This is a genomic window from Salmonella sp. SAL04162 (genome assembly GCF_046551535.1).
In the GTDB taxonomy this organism is placed as follows: domain Bacteria; phylum Pseudomonadota; class Gammaproteobacteria; order Enterobacterales; family Enterobacteriaceae; genus Salmonella; species Salmonella enterica.
In genome coordinates this window covers 268,854-285,565 of record NZ_JBGDVX010000001.1, presented here as the reverse complement: position 1 = coordinate 285,565, position 16,712 = coordinate 268,854, and the positions used below count along the sequence as shown (strand labels likewise).

The 16,712-nt window shown below is 54.0% G+C and carries 19 protein-coding genes and 2 tRNA genes; 6 read left to right on the top strand and 15 right to left on the bottom strand.

From position 1 onward, the window contains the following. The first annotated feature begins 257 nt into the window (after nt 1–257). Both ACLJRH_RS01495 and ACLJRH_RS01490 read left to right on the top strand, forming a co-directional pair. On the top strand, nt 258–737 hold the full coding sequence (locus ACLJRH_RS01495; protein WP_023137316.1) for a hypothetical protein: 480 nt from the start codon (nt 258–260) through the stop codon (nt 735–737). After that, the gene (locus ACLJRH_RS01490; RefSeq protein WP_023137317.1) at nt 734–940 is read left to right on the top strand and encodes a helix-turn-helix domain-containing protein; all 207 of its coding nucleotides are present in this window, start codon (nt 734–736) and stop codon (nt 938–940) included. The genes ACLJRH_RS01495 and ACLJRH_RS01490 overlap by 4 nt, the downstream gene beginning before the upstream one ends. A 58-nt stretch (nt 941–998) precedes the next feature. Here the strand turns inward: ACLJRH_RS01490 and ACLJRH_RS01485 are convergent, their stop codons facing one another. Continuing rightward, the gene (locus ACLJRH_RS01485) at nt 999–1,187 is read right to left on the bottom strand and encodes a hypothetical protein (protein WP_223120927.1); all 189 of its coding nucleotides are present in this window, start codon (nt 1,185–1,187) and stop codon (nt 999–1,001) included. Between the two features lie 100 nt (nt 1,188–1,287). Here ACLJRH_RS01485 and ACLJRH_RS01480 point away from each other — a divergent pair, with 100 nt between their 5' ends. From ACLJRH_RS01480 to ACLJRH_RS01470, 3 genes are all read left to right on the top strand, one after another. Continuing rightward, nucleotides 1,288–1,545 (top strand): hypothetical protein, encoded by a 258-nt coding sequence (locus ACLJRH_RS01480; protein WP_023137318.1) that lies wholly within the window; start codon nt 1,288–1,290, stop codon nt 1,543–1,545. After that, nucleotides 1,546–1,878: a type II toxin-antitoxin system PemK/MazF family toxin gene (locus tag ACLJRH_RS01475; RefSeq protein WP_023137319.1), complete on the top strand. Its 333-nt coding sequence runs from the start codon at nt 1,546–1,548 to the stop codon at nt 1,876–1,878. 850 nt (nt 1,879–2,728) lie between these two features. Next, nucleotides 2,729–3,613, top strand: coding sequence for an integrase domain-containing protein (locus ACLJRH_RS01470; RefSeq protein ID WP_023137321.1), 885 nt, complete (start codon nt 2,729–2,731; stop codon nt 3,611–3,613). Between the two features lie 627 nt (nt 3,614–4,240). Here the strand turns inward: ACLJRH_RS01470 and ACLJRH_RS01465 are convergent. The 3 genes from ACLJRH_RS01465 to ACLJRH_RS01455 all read right to left on the bottom strand — a co-directional run bounded on the left by ACLJRH_RS01465 (nt 4,241) and on the right by ACLJRH_RS01455 (nt 7,338). Next, nucleotides 4,241–5,503 (bottom strand): tyrosine-type recombinase/integrase, encoded by a 1,263-nt coding sequence (locus ACLJRH_RS01465; RefSeq protein WP_023137322.1) that lies wholly within the window; start codon nt 5,501–5,503, stop codon nt 4,241–4,243. A gap of 161 nt (nt 5,504–5,664) precedes the next feature. Continuing rightward, nucleotides 5,665–5,740, bottom strand: a tRNA-Asn gene (locus ACLJRH_RS01460). A 140-nt stretch (nt 5,741–5,880) separates the two neighbouring features. Then, nucleotides 5,881–7,338, bottom strand: a complete 1,458-nt coding sequence (locus ACLJRH_RS01455) for an EmmdR/YeeO family multidrug/toxin efflux MATE transporter (RefSeq protein WP_023137323.1) — start codon at nt 7,336–7,338, stop codon at nt 5,881–5,883. Nucleotides 7,339–7,497: 159 nt separating this feature from the next. Here ACLJRH_RS01455 and ACLJRH_RS01450 point away from each other — a divergent pair. After that, nucleotides 7,498–7,573, top strand: a tRNA-Asn gene (locus ACLJRH_RS01450). Between the two features lie 225 nt (nt 7,574–7,798). Here ACLJRH_RS01450 and ldtA read toward each other — a convergent pair. The 11 genes from ldtA to cbiK all read right to left on the bottom strand — a co-directional run bounded on the left by ldtA (nt 7,799) and on the right by cbiK (nt 16,711). After that, nucleotides 7,799–8,728, bottom strand: a complete 930-nt coding sequence (ldtA, locus tag ACLJRH_RS01445; RefSeq protein ID WP_001255049.1) for a L,D-transpeptidase — start codon at nt 8,726–8,728, stop codon at nt 7,799–7,801. Nucleotides 8,729–8,805: 77 nt separating this feature from the next. Beyond that, nucleotides 8,806–9,876 (bottom strand): nicotinate-nucleotide--dimethylbenzimidazole phosphoribosyltransferase, encoded by a 1,071-nt coding sequence (gene cobT, locus ACLJRH_RS01440; RefSeq protein ID WP_001193969.1) that lies wholly within the window; start codon nt 9,874–9,876, stop codon nt 8,806–8,808. Nucleotides 9,877–9,902: 26 nt separating this feature from the next. After that, the gene (cobS, locus tag ACLJRH_RS01435; protein WP_023136914.1) at nt 9,903–10,646 is read right to left on the bottom strand and encodes an adenosylcobinamide-GDP ribazoletransferase; all 744 of its coding nucleotides are present in this window, start codon (nt 10,644–10,646) and stop codon (nt 9,903–9,905) included. Further along, the gene (cobU, locus tag ACLJRH_RS01430) at nt 10,643–11,188 is read right to left on the bottom strand and encodes a bifunctional adenosylcobinamide kinase/adenosylcobinamide-phosphate guanylyltransferase (RefSeq protein WP_000973196.1); all 546 of its coding nucleotides are present in this window, start codon (nt 11,186–11,188) and stop codon (nt 10,643–10,645) included. The genes cobS and cobU overlap by 4 nt, the downstream gene beginning before the upstream one ends. Continuing rightward, nucleotides 11,185–12,705 (bottom strand): cobyric acid synthase, encoded by a 1,521-nt coding sequence (locus ACLJRH_RS01425; RefSeq protein ID WP_023136913.1) that lies wholly within the window; start codon nt 12,703–12,705, stop codon nt 11,185–11,187. Before ACLJRH_RS01425 ends, cobU begins: the two co-directional genes overlap by 4 nt. Next, nucleotides 12,702–13,517, bottom strand: a complete 816-nt coding sequence (locus tag ACLJRH_RS01420; protein ID WP_000881544.1) for an energy-coupling factor ABC transporter ATP-binding protein — start codon at nt 13,515–13,517, stop codon at nt 12,702–12,704. Before ACLJRH_RS01420 ends, ACLJRH_RS01425 begins: the two co-directional genes overlap by 4 nt. 8 nt (nt 13,518–13,525) lie before the next feature. After that, nucleotides 13,526–14,203 (bottom strand): energy-coupling factor ABC transporter transmembrane protein, encoded by a 678-nt coding sequence (locus ACLJRH_RS01415; protein ID WP_000147138.1) that lies wholly within the window; start codon nt 14,201–14,203, stop codon nt 13,526–13,528. Then, nucleotides 14,190–14,471 (bottom strand): energy-coupling factor ABC transporter substrate-binding protein, encoded by a 282-nt coding sequence (locus tag ACLJRH_RS01410; protein WP_000753212.1) that lies wholly within the window; start codon nt 14,469–14,471, stop codon nt 14,190–14,192. Before ACLJRH_RS01410 ends, ACLJRH_RS01415 begins: the two co-directional genes overlap by 14 nt. Nucleotide 14,472: 1 nt before the next feature. After that, complete coding sequence (cbiM, locus tag ACLJRH_RS01405; RefSeq protein ID WP_023136912.1) at nt 14,473–15,210, bottom strand: cobalt ECF transporter S component CbiM; 738 nt, start codon at nt 15,208–15,210, stop codon at nt 14,473–14,475. Further along, entirely contained in the window at nt 15,207–15,920 is a 714-nt protein-coding gene (locus ACLJRH_RS01400; RefSeq protein WP_001013552.1) for a cobalt-factor II C(20)-methyltransferase, read from the bottom strand. The genes cbiM and ACLJRH_RS01400 overlap by 4 nt, the downstream gene beginning before the upstream one ends. After that, nucleotides 15,917–16,711, bottom strand: a complete 795-nt coding sequence (gene cbiK, locus ACLJRH_RS01395) for a sirohydrochlorin cobaltochelatase (RefSeq protein WP_000709792.1) — start codon at nt 16,709–16,711, stop codon at nt 15,917–15,919. Before cbiK ends, ACLJRH_RS01400 begins: the two co-directional genes overlap by 4 nt. Nucleotide 16,712: the final 1 nt, after the last annotated feature.

Genomic DNA, 16,712 nt, shown 5'->3' with positions numbered 1-16,712 from the left:
GTCAGTCCCTAATCGTTGATATCCTAACAAACGAGGACTCAAAACCTCTTTCACGCGGCCAAAACCAACCCCGTCAGTGTTGGCTTTTTTATACCCTCCGTCCGAAAGGACGGAGGGAGTATGCTGCCCGATCAAAGTCGGGAGGGCGACTAATACAACACCCTTCGGGGAAATAAGTCCGCGGTTTCGTGAAGCCGTTTTGAGCCTCCCGGCACCACTTTATGTGGCCATCTCAAAAAAATTTCACGGAGGCATTTATGCCAGATTTCACTCCATCTTTCATTAAGTCACCCGGTGCGTTACTTTCCGTTCCCTTCAGCGCTGCTACGGATTTCACCGTACTTGCCGATCACTGCGAAACCTTTGCCGAAACCCTGATTGAGAGTAACAATCCCACGCTGAAAATGGCGCTCTGCGGCAGAATCAACACCTGTCTGATGCTGCTGCAACCAACACTGTTAGAACCTGTTCCTCCCCATCTGGTTGAAAGCCTGACCGTTGACACGCTTCCTGCGACCACTCCCCGTTTCGATCCTGAATGTACTGAGCTTTGTCATTACTGCCTTGCTATCACGCAAACCCTCTCGGGGCTGGGATTTGCCTCTGAAACGGAAAAATACCTTAGCTGGCTGCTGTACGACCTGATCAACTACTTCGCTGCGGAAATGAAGGCCCCACGTTGGCTGCGTACTGCCGGTGGCGTGAAATTTATTGACGGAGTGGAGGTCAAAGCATGATGCCGTCTGACTGGCATCCCGCCGACATTATCGCGGCGCTGAAAAAGCGGGGGACATCGCTGGCGGCGGTTTCCCGTAACGCCGGGCTGGCGTCCTCCACGCTGACCAACGCCCTTAACCGCCGCTGGCCCAAAGGCGAAAGGTTGATAGCGGAAGCGTTAGGCATCGCGCCTGAGCAAATCTGGCCTTCACGCTATCTCTGATGTTCCTCCGGCGCAGCCCGGATACGGAAGCTGCGCCGCATTTTGTTTATCTGATTTGTCATAATCCTTTGAACCGCAAAAACAGTTTTCTATTATCGACCTTCTTACCACGAACTAAGCTCCCGCCTGCACGAAATGCTTCATGACCTGAAAGAAGCGCCTGATGTATCAGGATGGTCGCCGTTTTACCGGCAATGCCGCCTTTGAAAACTGCCGGATCTGTCCTTCGATGGATTAAGGCTTTCATCACGCATTATTACGCTAAGGAAATCACAATGAATCTGATGAATAATTGTGCATCGCCTGCCGTTGATGTTATATTAAAATATAATATTCGGAGGTGCTCTATGTATACAACTCGCCTGAAAAAGGTCGGCGGATCCGTCATGCTGGCGGTTCCTCCCGCCGTGTTGAAAACGCTGGCGCTGTCGACAGATAGCGAAGTGGGAATGACCATTGATAATGGCTGCCTGATTATTGAACCCCAGAGACGGCCCCGTTATTCGCTTGAGGAACTGCTGGCGCAGTGCGATCCGCACGCAGAAATGAGTGAGGAAGATCGGGAATGGATTGATGCGCCTGCGGTGGGCAAGGAGCTCCTGTAAATGGACAGAGGGGAAATCTGGCTCGTTTCACTGGATCCGATTGCCGGCCATGAGCAAAGTGGAAAACGTCCGGTACTCATCGTATCGCAAGCATCGTTTAACAAGCTGACCCGACTACCCGTTGTTGTTCCCGTCACCAGCGGCGGAAACTTTGCCCGTGCAGCCGGTTTTACCGTCTCACTGGACGACGCGGGAACGAAAACAACGGGCGTAATCCGCTGCGACCAGCCCAGAACCATTGATATGGGAGCCCGAAATGGCAAGCGACTGGAGCGCATACCCGACGCTGTCGTGAATGAAGTGCTGGCCCGACTGGAAGCCATTTTGAGTTGATGCTTTTTATGTAACCTGAACGAGGGCGCTGTCACATACGGCGCCCTCATTTTTTATATCAACAAGTGATTAAAAAATCCTTTTGCGGGTAAAAACAGTTTTTCCTTTCTGCGCCAACGGCACTGGCGTAGTCTCCCTCCTGCTCCATGCTGTCGTTGACAGCGCCCAACGCTTCGCAACCTGAAAGAAGCGCCTGTTATCAGGACGGTTGATCCGTTTACCGGTGCAGACCTCTGCAAACACCGGGTCGCAGAGCATCGCGACGGAGGCCCGAGTTTTAACACGATACACCCTTTACTGCGCCAATCTGCTGGTCTGAATTTGCACCGCGCCGGAATTCTCCCGGATAACCTGCATCTGCTGACACCCTCAGCGCCTTTTACCTTACGGGCTGCGGCCTGCATTGCCGTCAGGATTTGCTGCCGCGTGGCCGTAAAACTGCACCAGCCTGTGATTTTAAAAACACTGCACCAGTCCCGTGCGTCACTTTAACCGCGCCAAGCGGGAAAGTGACGCACGCAGCCCTTTCGACCTGCACCAGAAAACTCAACTGCGCCAGCCCACGGCTGGGATCTGACACCGCCTTTTCAGGCCATTTGACCATAAGGAGAACATGAACCGATACCGAGGCGGATCAGGACGATCCGGGGGATAACCCGCGCAAGCGGGCGGCTGCTCAGAGAGCACAACCGAAGCCCCACCACACCTCAACGGCTGCCGCCCCGGCGCTCAGGTATCGTTCGCAGCCCCGACAAAAAAACAGGGGCTATCGGCCTGTGCGCCGGGGAAAGCGGTATTAGTGTTGGATTTTTGGGGAATGAGTTTGCGGCATTCATGAAAAGGAGAATGTATGGGAATACTGGAGCAGGAAATGAAGCGGTTGGCGCAGCAGGCAGGCGGTAGCCATAAGACCGTTCACGACCGCATTAAGCTGGCGCAGCGGTTTTGTGAGCGTCTGGTACTGGCGCAGAATGTGCAGATCCGCCGGGTGGAGCAGCTTAAGGCGCGACATATAGAGGGTTATATCCGTGAACGGCTGGCGCAGGGCATTACAAAGCGTTCCCTGCAAAATGAGATGGCGGCGGTGCGCTGTATTCTGAAACAGGCCGGGCGTGACAGGCTGGCGCAGAGTGAGCGGCTGAACAACCGCTCGCTGGGATTGTCCGGCGCATCCCGCAACGGTACAAAGCTGGCGATCACGCCGGAGCACTATCGTGACGTGCTGGAGACGGCCCGCGCAAAAGATCCGGGGCTGGCGGCAGCGCTGGAACTCTCAAGGCTGATGGGATTACGCTCGCAGGAGGCGGTGCAGAGCGTGCAGTCGCTGAAAACGTGGCGGCAGGCGCTGGAACGCGGCGATCCCCGGTTAACTGTGGTGTTCGGCAGCAAAGGCGGGCGGCCCCGCGAGACGATTATTCTTGATGCTGGCGCTGTCAGAAAAGTGCTGGATAATGCGCTGGCTGTGGCAGAAGATCGTCACGGCAGGCTGATAGATAAGCCGGATCTGAAAAGCGCGATGAAATACTGGCACAGTCAGGCGTCACGTCTCGGGTTAACGGGCGCATACTCTCCGCACTCCCTTCGCTACGCCTGGGCTCAGGATGCGATCCGTCATTATCTGGCGCAGGGATTTTGTGAGAAGGAAGCGCTGGCGATGACGGCGATGGATTTGGGTCACGGCGACGGGCGCGGGCGGTATGTGGCGCAGGTTTATGGGCGATGGGATGCTGACTGATAGTTGTTGTCTTGAAAAGATCGCGTTATCCATCGGTTTTCGTACAAAAAATTTTGGGGGCAAAATTTTTTGTACGATTTCCTATCAATACTGACAAGAACAATAATTATCGACTATTAAATTCATGATTATTTATTGTAAATCAATGTGTTAAGTTTTGTTGGTCGATTTTTGATAGCCATCATATTATAAAATATCCTTTATTCATCGTTATCCACCGAAAAAATTTCTACGTAGAAATTTTTTGTACGGTTTCCTCTTAATAACGGTGCTTATGAACGGTATAGCCTGGTAACAGGCTTCTGGTGCAGCATATACGGTATTTTTGCTGATGATTGCGCCAGCAAAAGGAAAAGGCCAGATAAAGGTAAAGGGGGGTTAAGGGTAACAGCGCCAGACCGGAAAAGGCCAAAGGGCTGAAAGGGCCTTAACACTGGCGCAGTTCGATGTTTATCCGATAATATCTGGCGCAATCCTGACACAGGCAGGTGACGGCGGACTGGTGCAGGTAAACGATGACACTGAACTGGTGCAGATTGTCTGGCGGCGATTTCCCAATGCAAAAAGCAGATCCGGATTCAATCAGGATCTGCTTTTTCATTTTCAACAAATTATGCCGTCTCTGGCTCAGGCAGCCTTATGCCGCCGGGCATAAATATAGGGGGCAACGTACCTCTCGCGGCTCACGTCCAGATAATCTGACCACCACTGCATCATCGCTTTACGAGCATCAAGGTGTTCCGCTTTGTGAATATAGGCCGCCCGCACGCTGTTGCGCTCCTGATGACTCATCTGCCGCTCCACGGCATCCCGCGACCAGAGTTCAGATTCCACCAGTGCGCTACAGGCCATTGCCCGGAAGCCATGTCCGCAGACCTCGGTTTTGGTATCGTAACCCATCAGACGCAGCGCCCGGTTAATAGTGTTTTCACTCATCGGCTTATACGGGTTATGGTCGCCGGGGAACACCAGTTCCAGATGGCCGGAAATTTCGTGTATCTTCTTCAGAATGGCGATAGCCTGACGAGAAAGCGGGACAATATGCGGAGTACGCATTTTTGCGCCACGACCTGAAAAACGAACTTTGTCAATTGCCTCGCGGGTAGCGGGAATAGTCCAGATTTTATGTCTGAAATCAATCTCGCTCCAGCGGGCGAAGCGCAGTTCACTGGAACGGATAAACAGATGGAGTGTCAGCACCACCGCCAGCCTTGTTAACTGCCGTCCCTGCTGATAGTCACCGATACGCTCCAGCAGCTCGGGCAACCGCTCCAGCGGCAGGGCGGGATAGTGATTTTTAACCGGCGGCGCGGTGACGCCTTCCAGATGCAGCGCCGGATTGTTTTCGATTAGCCCCCGCTGCACGGCATAACGCATGATGTTGCAAAGCTGCTGCCGGGTTCGGGACGCAACTTCCAGAAAGCCTTTGTCCTCGATAACTTTCAGCAATGCCGTGAAATGCTGCGTTTTCAGCAGAGTGACGGGCAGATGACCGATTGCCGGAAAGATATGATTTTTCATACTGGCAAGGATGCGCTCTGCATAGTCAGCCGACCACTTTTTGTTGGTTTTGTGCCATGCCACCGCAACGGCCTCAAAGCATTTTTCCGGTGACGCGGCGGCTTTTTCAGTCATGCGTTGTTGTGCTGGATTGATATTCTGCGCCAGTAGTTTACGGATACCGTCGCGCTGTTGGCGGGCGTCGGAAAGCGAGACCTGCGGATAGGCGCCTAATGCGATACGGGATTCTTTTCGGTTGAAGCGATATTTGAGATACCAGAGGCGTGAACCGCCCGGCTTTACAAGCAGATACAGACCCTGAGAATCGGTCAGTTTAAAGGGTTTATCAGAAGGCTTGATACTGCGGATTTTCGCGTCGGACAGGGACATATGGTGGTCACTCCATTATCGAACTGAAATGACCCCAAATCAGACCACCAATTTCGCCGGATGCGGAGGGAAAACCAGATACGCATCGGGGAAGATTTTCACGCTAACTTATTGAAACCTAATCATATAGGTACTCTTAAGTACGCCTGAAAACAGAAATTTGGCTCCTCTGACTGGACTCGAACCAGTGACATACGGATTAACAGTCCGCCGTTCTACCGACTGAACTACAGAGGAATCGTGTGAACGGGGCGAATATTAACGAGGTGCCCCTGGCTTGTCAAAGCCTGTTTTCACAAAAAAAGTTCGTTTGCTGTTTTATTCCACACTTCGGTTAAAATTCACCGTTTCCTGATGATTTTCACAGCAAAAAGCGCTTACTCCCTCTTTACGCGCGGGTATCTCCACAGCCAGCGCCCGCTTACCAGACGCCAGTAAAACAGTGCGCCGCGCACGGCCCAGTCAAGAAACATCCCCAGCCAAACCCCTACAACCCCCATACCCAGCACAATACCAAGCGTATACCCTGCCACAACGCGACAGCCCCACATCCCCAGCATCGATACCCACATCGCAAATCGCACATCGCGCGCGCCTTTAAAACCCGACGGCAACACCCACGCGGCCGCCCAAATTGGCATAAAGGCAGCATTAAGCCAGAGCAGAACTTTCACTACCTCTTTTACGTCCTGCTCCTGGGTATAAAATGAGGCAAACAGACCCGCGAACGGCGCTGTCCCCCAGGCGATTGCCGTAAGTACGATAGTCGACATCCAGAATACATGGCGCAGTTGACGCTCTGCCTGACCAATTTGTCCGGTACCAAGACGCTTACCGGTGATAATAGTCGACGCCGAACCAAGGGCGTTACCCGGCAGGTTGATAAGCGCCGCCACGGAAAAAGCAATAAAGTTACCCGCAATAACGTTAGTGCCCATTCCGGCGACAAACATTTGTGTCAGTAGCTTGCCACCGTTGAACAGCACTGACTCAATGCTCGCCGGAATACCGATACCCATCACTTCCCAGATAATGCCGAAATTCAGCGGCTTCAGATAGCTTTTCAGCGGAATGCGCAGCGCCGGATTAAAACCAATCATCAGCACCCAAATAATCGCTACCGCGCCGATGTAGCGCGAAATGGTTAATCCCAGCCCCGCGCCGGCAAAACCCAGCCCTTGCCAGGAGAAAGCCCCGTAAATCAGGATGCTGCTGATGATAATATTGAGAATGTTCATCCCGCCGTTAATCATCAACGGGATTTTCGTATTCCCTGCCCCACGCAGCGCGCCGCTACCGATTAGCGCAATTGCCGCAGCCGGATAACTCAGCACCGTCAGTTCAAGGTACGTTAACGCCAGCCCCTTTACTTCTGGCGTCGCCTCGCCTGCGACAATATAAATAATTTCGCTGCCGAAATAATGAATGACCACTGCCAGCACAACGGCAAATAGCGTCATAATCACCAGCGACTGGCGCGCCGCCGCCCTTGCCCGTCGCCTATCGCGCTTGCCCAGGCTAAAGGCGACCACCACCGTAGTACCAAGATCGATAGCCGCAAAAAAAGCCATAATTACCATATTAAAACTGTCGGCAAGCCCCACGCCTGCCATTGCTTCCTTGCCCAGCCAACTGACGAGAAAAGTACTGAGCACGCCCATTAGCAAAACACAGGTATTTTCCAGAAAAATGGGGATAGCAAGTGGGGTGATTTCACGCCAGAACAACACCTTGTAACTCTTGCGTTTGGCATACCAGGGCGTACGGACGACAACCTGGCGTAAGGCAGTGGAGACGTTCAAAATGGACCTTAAAGAAGAGAGTTGAAACCACATTTCAATAATGAGCGAGAAATCGTAAGGCTGCAAAGCTTTTTGCAGAAAAAATGTCTGCAAATGCAACAAAGTGATGAGATAACCCGCAATCGAATCTGTAAGGGGTTAAATGGGGTTTGACAAAAATTTTTCCGCCGCTAATATACGACCCCACACGATTCCTCTGTAGTTCAGTCGGTAGAACGGCGGACTGTTAATCCGTATGTCACTGGTTCGAGTCCAGTCAGAGGAGCCAGATTTTAGTTTCGGGACATCCTGGTGAGTCCGGAGACGTTTAAAAAACAAGAACTTATCTTTACCCGGTTGACCTGATAAGGTTTGCCGGGTTTTTTGACACCCATAGTTTTTGGGGACTTAATCGGGGGCCTCACGGTTCGTTGAGAAAATGAAGCCCCTGCCATGACACTCACTACTAATACAGATACTCCAGCCCATGAAAACCAGCAATGTGGCAGGATATTTAAAGGCCAGACCTGCCTGCGCTAATGTTGACCGGCATTCCGGAACGGCGCTCCAGCACCTCATTAACCCGCGAAGTATCAACGTCATCCCCTTTGATAAACGTGCGCAGCACTGGCGTAACGGGCAATGGAACTTTTTTGTCTGACTCAAATTCAGCACGGTTGCGAGAAAGCGGTTCGTGTACCTCTAGCCAACGGCTGCCATCCGGCTCTACCGAAAATTTAACGGGCCTGTCGATAATCTGAACGCGGGTTCCTACAGGAACATTGTCAAATAAATATTTAATATCGTCATTGCGTAAACGGATACAGCCCTGACTGACGCGAAGGCCAATGCCAAAGTTAGCATTAGTGCCATGGATGGCATATAACCTGCCGATATATATTGCGTATAGCCCCATAGGGTTATCCGGCCCCGCAGGCACCATCGCGGGCAGCGTTTTTCCCTCTTTAGCATATTCCCGACGCGTATTAGCCGTTGGCACCCAAACCGGGCCATCTTGTTTGCGTTCAACCGCAGTTACCCAGTTGCGCGGCGTTTCACGGCCAGCCTGACCAATACCAATAGGTAGCACCTCAACCGTATTCGTGCCTGCGGGATAATAATAAAGGCGCATCTCGGCGACGTTTACCACAATACCTTCACGAACGGTGTCAGGCAGAATCAACTGCTGCGGCACCACCAGTGTGGAACCAGACTGAGGTAAAAACACATCCACGCCGGGATTCGCTTCAAGCATATTACTCAGTCCCTGACCGTAGCGGGCGGCAAATGACTCTAAGGGCTGAGTATTGTTCTGCGGTACAGCGATTGTGACAGGCTGTCCTACCAGACGACTGCCTTCGGGCGGCAACGGATAGCTTATAGCCAGCGAGAAATGGCTTACCAACAAGACGAAAAACGGAAAAAAAGGTGTGGTACGACGCATTATATCCCTTCCTTTGTCGCGGCAGGTGTGCGTTAAGTATAGCTTTTTTCTCACATGGCTGGTGTTGTGCGCCCGGGTTATGTTGCGTTTGCGTTCCCCTCCGGCAGGACAATATTACTGGCCGCTAACTCCCCCATATTGTGGAACATGGCGCACGCGGCTTCCACGATCGGCATCGCCAGCGCCGCGCCGCTTCCTTCACCTAACCGCATCGCCATATGCAAATAGGGTTCCATAGACAAATGCGCGAGCGCGATGCGGGCACCCTTTTCCGCCGAAAAGTGCGACGGGATCAGATAAGGTCTCACGGCAGGCGCAATCTGACAGGCCGCCAGCGCTGCCGAGTAGGAAAGAAAGCCATCCAGCAATACGGGTAAGCCACACCTTGCCGCACCAAGCATCACGCCGGTCATCCCGACCAGATCAAAACCACCCACCTTCGACAACACATCAATGCCGTCGCGCGGATTGGGCTGATTAATCGCAATCGCCCGCCGCACGACGTCCACTTTATTATCGATGCGGGAAGGCGGAAGATTCGCGCCAATCCCCACCACCTCTTTTGCATCACTTCCTGTAAAAACGCTGACCATCGCGGCGGCTGGCGTGGTGTTCGCCATTCCCAGCTCCCCTACGCCAAATAAGGTCACGCCGCGTTGCGCCAGGTCGCAGGTGTAGCGGGAAACCTCCAGCAAAAGCTCCTCAGCCTGCGAGCGACTCATCGCCGGGCCAACGGCAATATTTCCGCAGCCGCGCGCGACGCGCATATTAACTACGCCAGGAATAGGTTCAGCATCAATACCAACATCAATGACATGCACCTTCGCACCGGCCTGAGCGGCAAGCACGCATACGCCGGTTGTTCCCCGCGTCATATTCGCCGCCTGAATCGCCGTCACGATTTTGGGCGAAACCGCTACGCCTTCATCCCAGACGCCATGGTCGGCGCACATCACCAGCATCGCCTTTTCACCTACCTGCGGCGTACCGTTAAGCCCCGGCATTCCCGCGAGCTGAACGGCTAAGGCTTCCAGTCTGCCCAGGCTGCCCGGCGGTTTGAGCAGGCCGTCAATATGTTGCTGCGCACGCGCCATCGCCTCGGCGTCCGGCGCAGGAATGTCACGGAGTAAAGCGTGTAGTGTCTGCATAAGATGTCTCGTCCGTAATAATCGGCTCATAACAGAGCCAGCAGAAAGATCAGTTCGCCAAGTTCGATCGCCGCGCCCAGCGTATCGCCGGTTTGACCGCCAAGCGTACGTTTAAGCAACTGGCCAAGGATGAAAATCGCCGCGAGTGTGACCACCATTGCGGCCAGTCCTTGCATACCAGGCAGTAATACCGTGGCGACGATTACCGCCAATCCCAGAGTAATGCAGGTTTGCCGTCCGCTGACTTTACCGATAAATACATTGCCGAGCCCCTCGTCACGGGCGTAGCGATGACGGTACATCAATAAAACGGCGCTGCCACGCCCAGCCGCACAGGCCGCCGCCAGCGCCGCCAACATTGGCGTTCCACGTAACGCCAGTTCGCTGACCACCAGAATTTTTGCCAGTAGCACAAAAATAAGCGCCAGCCCGCCATGGGTTCCCAGACGACTATCGCGCATAATCTCCAGCATTCGCTCACGGCGGCGCGCGGAAAAAATGCCATCGCAGGTATCGGCCAGCCCATCCAGGTGAAAACCACCGGTCAGCAGCGCCAGCGCCAGAATACAGAACAACGCCGCTAGCGGAATGCCGCACCAGGATTGCAGGAGGATGAAAATCAGGCCGCTTATCCCTCCCAGAATCAACCCGATAAAGGGAAACATCACGATCCCACGCGAATACTGCTCGAAATCCAGTCCCTGCGACCAGCGTGACGGCACGGGCAAGCGGCTAATAAAAGCGAGCATGGCCCAAAACAGCTTACTCATTTAATTTTGACTCCAATACCTGAGACCACCAGCCAGACCTCATCCGCCGCTGCCGCCAGTCGTTGGTTGACCCGACCGGCAATATCACGAAAATGGCGCGCCAAACGATTTTCCGGGACGATCCCCATTCCCACCTCATTTGTCACCAGTACCACTTTCGCCGGGCAGCGCTGGCAGGCTGCAATTAAAATCTGAATTTCATCGTCAATGGCGCGCTCCATCGCCGCGTAATCCCACTGTTCGGGATCGTTTTCTCCTCCCAGCGCAAACAGCAGATTCGTCACCATGGTGGTAATACATTCCAGTAAAATCGCGTCGTCAGGGGCAAGATCCGCGGTAATCAACGTATCAAGATGCCGCCAGCATTCTGCGGTCCGCCAGTGTGCCGGCCTGTCATCTTTATGATGCTGAATTCTCGCCGCCATCTCGTCATCAAGAATCTGCGAGGTGGCGATATACAGTACCTGCGACGCATCGCCAATTAAGGTTTCAGCATGACGGCTTTTACCACTACGCGCCCCGCCCGTCACCAGAATCATCATACCGGCTCCTGATGTTGTTGCATGATGGTATAAATTTTATCAATATCAATATGTTGCCGCATCGCTTCCGCCAGCAGATCAAATTGCCGCGCTTTATGCTCCGCATAACAAAAAGTCGTTTCCCACGGCGCAAGCCCTTTTCGTGCCCGTAACCCATTGACCACCGCACGGGTAAACGCATCGCTGTCAAACAGGCCGTGAAGGTAAGTGCCAAACGCCAGTCCGTCGGCGGTGACCGCACCATCCGCCACAGAGCATCCATTTTTCTGTAACGTCATGGCCGTACAGCATCCTTCCTGCAGCACCGTTTCCCCCATGTGAATTTCATAACCGCGTACCGGTAGCCCCGCTGCGGCAGCCAGCCAGCCGGGCAGCTCGTCTGACATTGTCGCGTTAACCTGCGTCGTGGTTTTATCCTGTGCAAAGCGAGTGATCGTATTAAGCAGCCCCAGGCCCGGCTGCGTACCCAGCCCCGACTCCACCTCATCCACAATGGTGTCGCCCAGCATCTGGTAGCCGCCGCAAATTCCCATCACCGGCACGCCCTGCCGATGTGTCTGCAATACCGCATCCGCCATCCCGCTTTCGCGCAGCCAGGCGAGGTCGCTCAGCGTATTCTTACTGCCCGGCAGGATCACCAGATCAACGTCAGTCAATGCTTCCGGGCGGCGAATATAGCGTATGCGCACATCCGGCTGCGCCGCCAGAGCGTTAAAATCCGTAAAGTTAGAAATATGTGGCAGTTGCACAATGGCAATAGTGATATCACGGGGGGCGTTACCGCGATATTTATCGTTTTGCAGCGCGACGCCATCCTCATCTTCCAGATCCACATCCAGCCACGGCATCACGCCCAGGATCGGGACGCCGGTAAGCGATTCGATTTGTTCGATACCGGAATAGAGTAGTGCCACGTCGCCGCGGAATTTGTTGATAATGACGCCCTTTACTCTGTCACGCTCCTGTTTATGCAACAGCGCCAGCGTGCCATAAATAGCGGCGAATACGCCGCCCCGGTCGATATCCGCCACCAGAATAACCGGACACTGGGCCATTTCCGCCATTCCCATATTGACGATATCACGATCGCGCAGATTGATTTCCGCCGGGCTTCCGGCGCCTTCCAGCACAATAACGTCATATTCCTGCGCCAGGCTGTTATAGACCGCAAGGATTTGCTCACGCAAACGCGGTTTATAGTCATGGTAACTCACCGCATCCATATTGGTCGCCACTTTCCCCATCAGCACGATCTGCGCCTGGCGATCGCTGGTCGGTTTGAGCAGCACCGGATTCATACGCACATCTGGCGTGATCCCCGCGGCTTCCGCCTGAAAAATCTGCGCCCGCCCCATCTCTTTACCATCCGGCGTAATACCAGAATTAAGCGCCATATTTTGCGATTTAAACGGCGCGGTACGCAGACCATCCTGATAAAAAATGCGGCATAAACCCGCCGCCAGCACACTTTTGCCGACGTCGGATGCCGTCCCCTGCAACATAACTGCCTGTGTCATGACGCCTCCCTGAATGCGCACTTTTGCATTCGATGAAAAAACTCCGTTTCTGTTTTACACAGCGGCAGTCCCAGTTGAGTATGAAGTTTGACCAGCCAGGGCTGGGTTAGCCCCGCTTGTTCCATCGCTTCCGTACACGCGAAAACCTCGCCAGGCGCGCCATGCGTCAGGACCTGGCCCTGACGTAACACGTATACGGCATCGCTAATTTCATAAATAAGATCGATATCATGGCTGGAGATAATGACATGATTGCCCTGCGCCACAATCCGCCTGATGATAGCAAGCATCTGAGTGCGCCCTGCGGGATCGAGACCAGCAGTGGGTTCATCCAGCAATAGATAGCGCGCCTGTAGCACCAGCGCTCCGGCGATAGCCACACGTTTTTTTTGCCCATGACTCAAACACTGAATGGGCTGATGGCGAAAATGTTGGGCGTCAACCAGCGTTAGCGCCTCGTCGACGCGGCGCGTGATTTCCGCTTCCGGCACCCCCAAATTACGTAAACTAAACGCAATATCGCTATCGATATCAGTATAAAAAATCTGCTGTTCAGGGTCCTGAAAAACCGTCGCAACTTGCTGGCGCAGCGCCAGTAGTCCGCGCTTGCTGTAATCCAGCGGTTTTCCCTGCCACAACACGGCCCCTTTTTGCGGACGCAACAGGCCGCTCAGGTTCATAAAAAGCGTAGACTTCCCACAGCCGTTCGCGCCCACCAAACCGGTAACAGGCGAAAGCGAAAAATCCAGATTTAACCCTTTAAGTACCGGCTCATCCTGATAACGAAACCACAGGTCTGAAGTGGCAAGCATAATAGTCCTTACAGGTGAAAATCACCCTGATACAGTTTGATATCCAGCGTGGTGGTCATTTGCTGATAACGCATTAACACCCGCGTAAACAGGAGTCCAGTCAGCATTGCCAGAGATCGATAGCCGTTCGGCAGGCTGCAATAACCAAAACGCAGCGTTTGCGCGCGACGAATTGCCACCGCCTCATCCAGAAGAATAAAGAGAAAGCGCCACGTTAACAGGATTTGCTCGGTAAGCAGGCGTGGAATATGCGCGCGCTTAAGCAAGCTAATTAACTGCGGAAACGGTAGGTTCATCACCAGCCACAACGTCGCGGACAGCGCCGTCAGGCTACGCCAGAACGTTTCATTCGCCGTAACCACGCCCGCACGGGTAATCCCGATCCAGTACGGCCCGACAGAGATGCCAGCCAGCAGCATTTGCGGCTCGCGGCTGATGCTGAAGATAATCGTTATCACGCCGACCAACAAAAATCCAAAAGGTATCGCCATCCATCGACACCAGCGCCAGAGGGATATGCGCAATAGCCAACAGCTCAATCCGGCAATGATCAGCAGCTCAATGCCCTGCCCTACAGGCGGCAGAACAAACGCCAGTATCATCATCGCCAGCCACAGCAAAAACTTGCGCTGCGGCGCAACGTGTGCCCAGCGGCTTTGATAGCTGAGTCGATCAAGCCCGGTCATCACGGCGTTGTTTACCTTTGCAATACCCCAGGATATAAAAAATCACCGCCGCGCCAAGAGAGCCCTGAAGGGTAAACAGCAGGCTTTCAATTTCACCGCTGGCAGGTTCATATAACGGCTGAAACCAGGGTTTATACTGCGGCGCAATAGCCTGAATCTGGCTTTCCGCTTCGCCGTCTGAACCGCCATATTCACCGCCGTGGTTAATAAAAAACGGCAGAATCACCAGCGCCACCACCATCGCTAACAACATCAACGTTTTTTTCATTTTAATGTCCTTGTACGGTAATCACTTGCCGTTTAGTCAACTGGTCATAAATCATGACGGTTAATAAACCTTCGGCAATGGCGACAGGAATCTGTGTGAGGCAGAAAATCCCCATAAACTTCACAACAGACCCTGTCGCTCCGGCATGGGGATCGGGAAACGCAACGCCAAGCTGGACTGAAGTCACAAAATAGGTCGCCAAATCCGCCAGCATCGCGCACAGAAAAACGGCGACATCGCGGCGCAGTCCGGCACGGCAGGCCATTTTCCACACCAGATAACCGACAACCGGGCCAATCACCGCCATCGACATTCCGTTTGCGCCAAGCGTCGTCAGGCCGCCGTGCGCCAGCAATAGCGCCTGAAACAACAGCACAACCGCACCGAGAATCGCCACCACCCCGGGCCCGAACAAGATAACCGCCAGACCAACGCCGGTCGGATGTGAACAACTCCCCGTTACCGACGGAATTTTGAGCGCGGACAGGACAAAAATAAACGCGCCGCACAGCGCCAGCAGTACCTTCTGATGATTATCCTCCTGCACAATACGCCGTAAGCGCACCAGCCCATACCACAAGCAGGGTAAAAACAGTAACCACCAGGCCAGCGCCCACACTGGCGGTAAAAAGCCCTCCATGATATGCATCGCAAACGCCTGTTGCGGGACAACCATCAGCAATATCGCTGCAGCCAGTCCACTGAAAGACAACTGTCTAAGCTGCTGTTCAAGTTTCATTCTGCATACTCCCACTGTTTATTGACCAGAATGGTCGAAAAATAGGGCAACGGTCGATCATCGTTGACCTCGTGGAGATGGCGCCAGCACTGCTCGCCGGGCAGTGTGGCCTCGGACATCATTAAGGCACACTCCAGCAGGCCGGCCTGCGCCAGCAACGCTTTAATACGGGCGAACCGGCCATACACTTTCATCAGCACCAGGCTATCATGCTGTTGTAGCGCCTGGGCTATTTCCGCTTCCGGCGCGGTACAAGAAATAACCGCCAGCGATTGCCGTTCTATGGCGAGCGGCATTTTCGCGCGGGCGGCTATCGCGGCGAAGGACGTGACGCCGGGGACAATCTCCAGCCACTCCGGGCAGCCGATTCGCTGGAGTAAAAAAATCCAGGTACTGAATAGCATCGCATCGCCCAGGGTAATAAAACCGACCTGTTTACCTGCTTCCACCTCTGCGGTAAGCGCGGCGGCAACCTCGTTCCAGACCGCTTCTTTCTCGGCGCCGTCAGCGCTCATAGGGAAATGGCAACAACGTACTTCCGTCTGCTCACCGAGATAGTCGCGCACAATCGACAGCGCCAGACTATCGCCCCCCTTACGACCGGCGGGCGCATACAGAATGTCCAGCGAGCCAAGAATCCGCGCTGCGCGGACGGTTATCAGGTCGGGCGCGCCTGGCCCGGTACTTAATGCGTATAATTTACCGTTCATGCCGCCTCCTCTACCGCCATGTTCAGCGCCTGGTGCAAATGCGCGACAAACATCGCCCGGATAGCCGGGTTTTCTCCCAGCCCGCTCAGCCACGGCGTCGCCGGAATGCCCGCCGCGTTAAAGCGCATTTTCCATGAGTCGCCGTCGTCTGAAGCCATATCATTAATGGCGTGATCGCCCGCCACCAGCATTAATGGCATCAAATGTACGCCGGTGACGCCTTCGTCACGCAGGCTGTCGATCAGGATGTCGACCTCCGGGTAGCTTTCTACGGCGCCGACGCGCGCCGGAAAGCGCTGCGCGGTCATCATATGATCGAGACAGGCATAAGCTGCGAATGCGTGATGGCTGGCGCCGTGGCCCATAAAAACGACTTTCTCCGTTTGTCTGAGCGATGGCATCTGTTGTCGCAACGCCTGCATTAGCTGCACATAATCGTTATGGCTGCTCAGCAGCGGCACGCCCAGCGTCAGGCGAGTGAATAACGGACGCAAGGTTTGTACTTCACGGACAATTTTTTCATATTCGTCGCCGTTAATAATGTGCAACGACTGAATCGCCACGTCCTGATATCCCTGTGCGGCAAGCTTTTGCAAAGCCTGTAATGGCGTATCGATGTCGATACCGTCACGCTGGCGAAGCTTGCGAATGATCATTCCGGAAGTGAAGGCGCGAAACAGGTCGCGATCGGGGCAGGACGCCGCCAGATCACGTTCGCACGCCACAATGTTTTTTTCACAGGTGTCGTGATAGCTGGTGCCAAAACTGACCACCAGAAGCGCTTTTTTCATT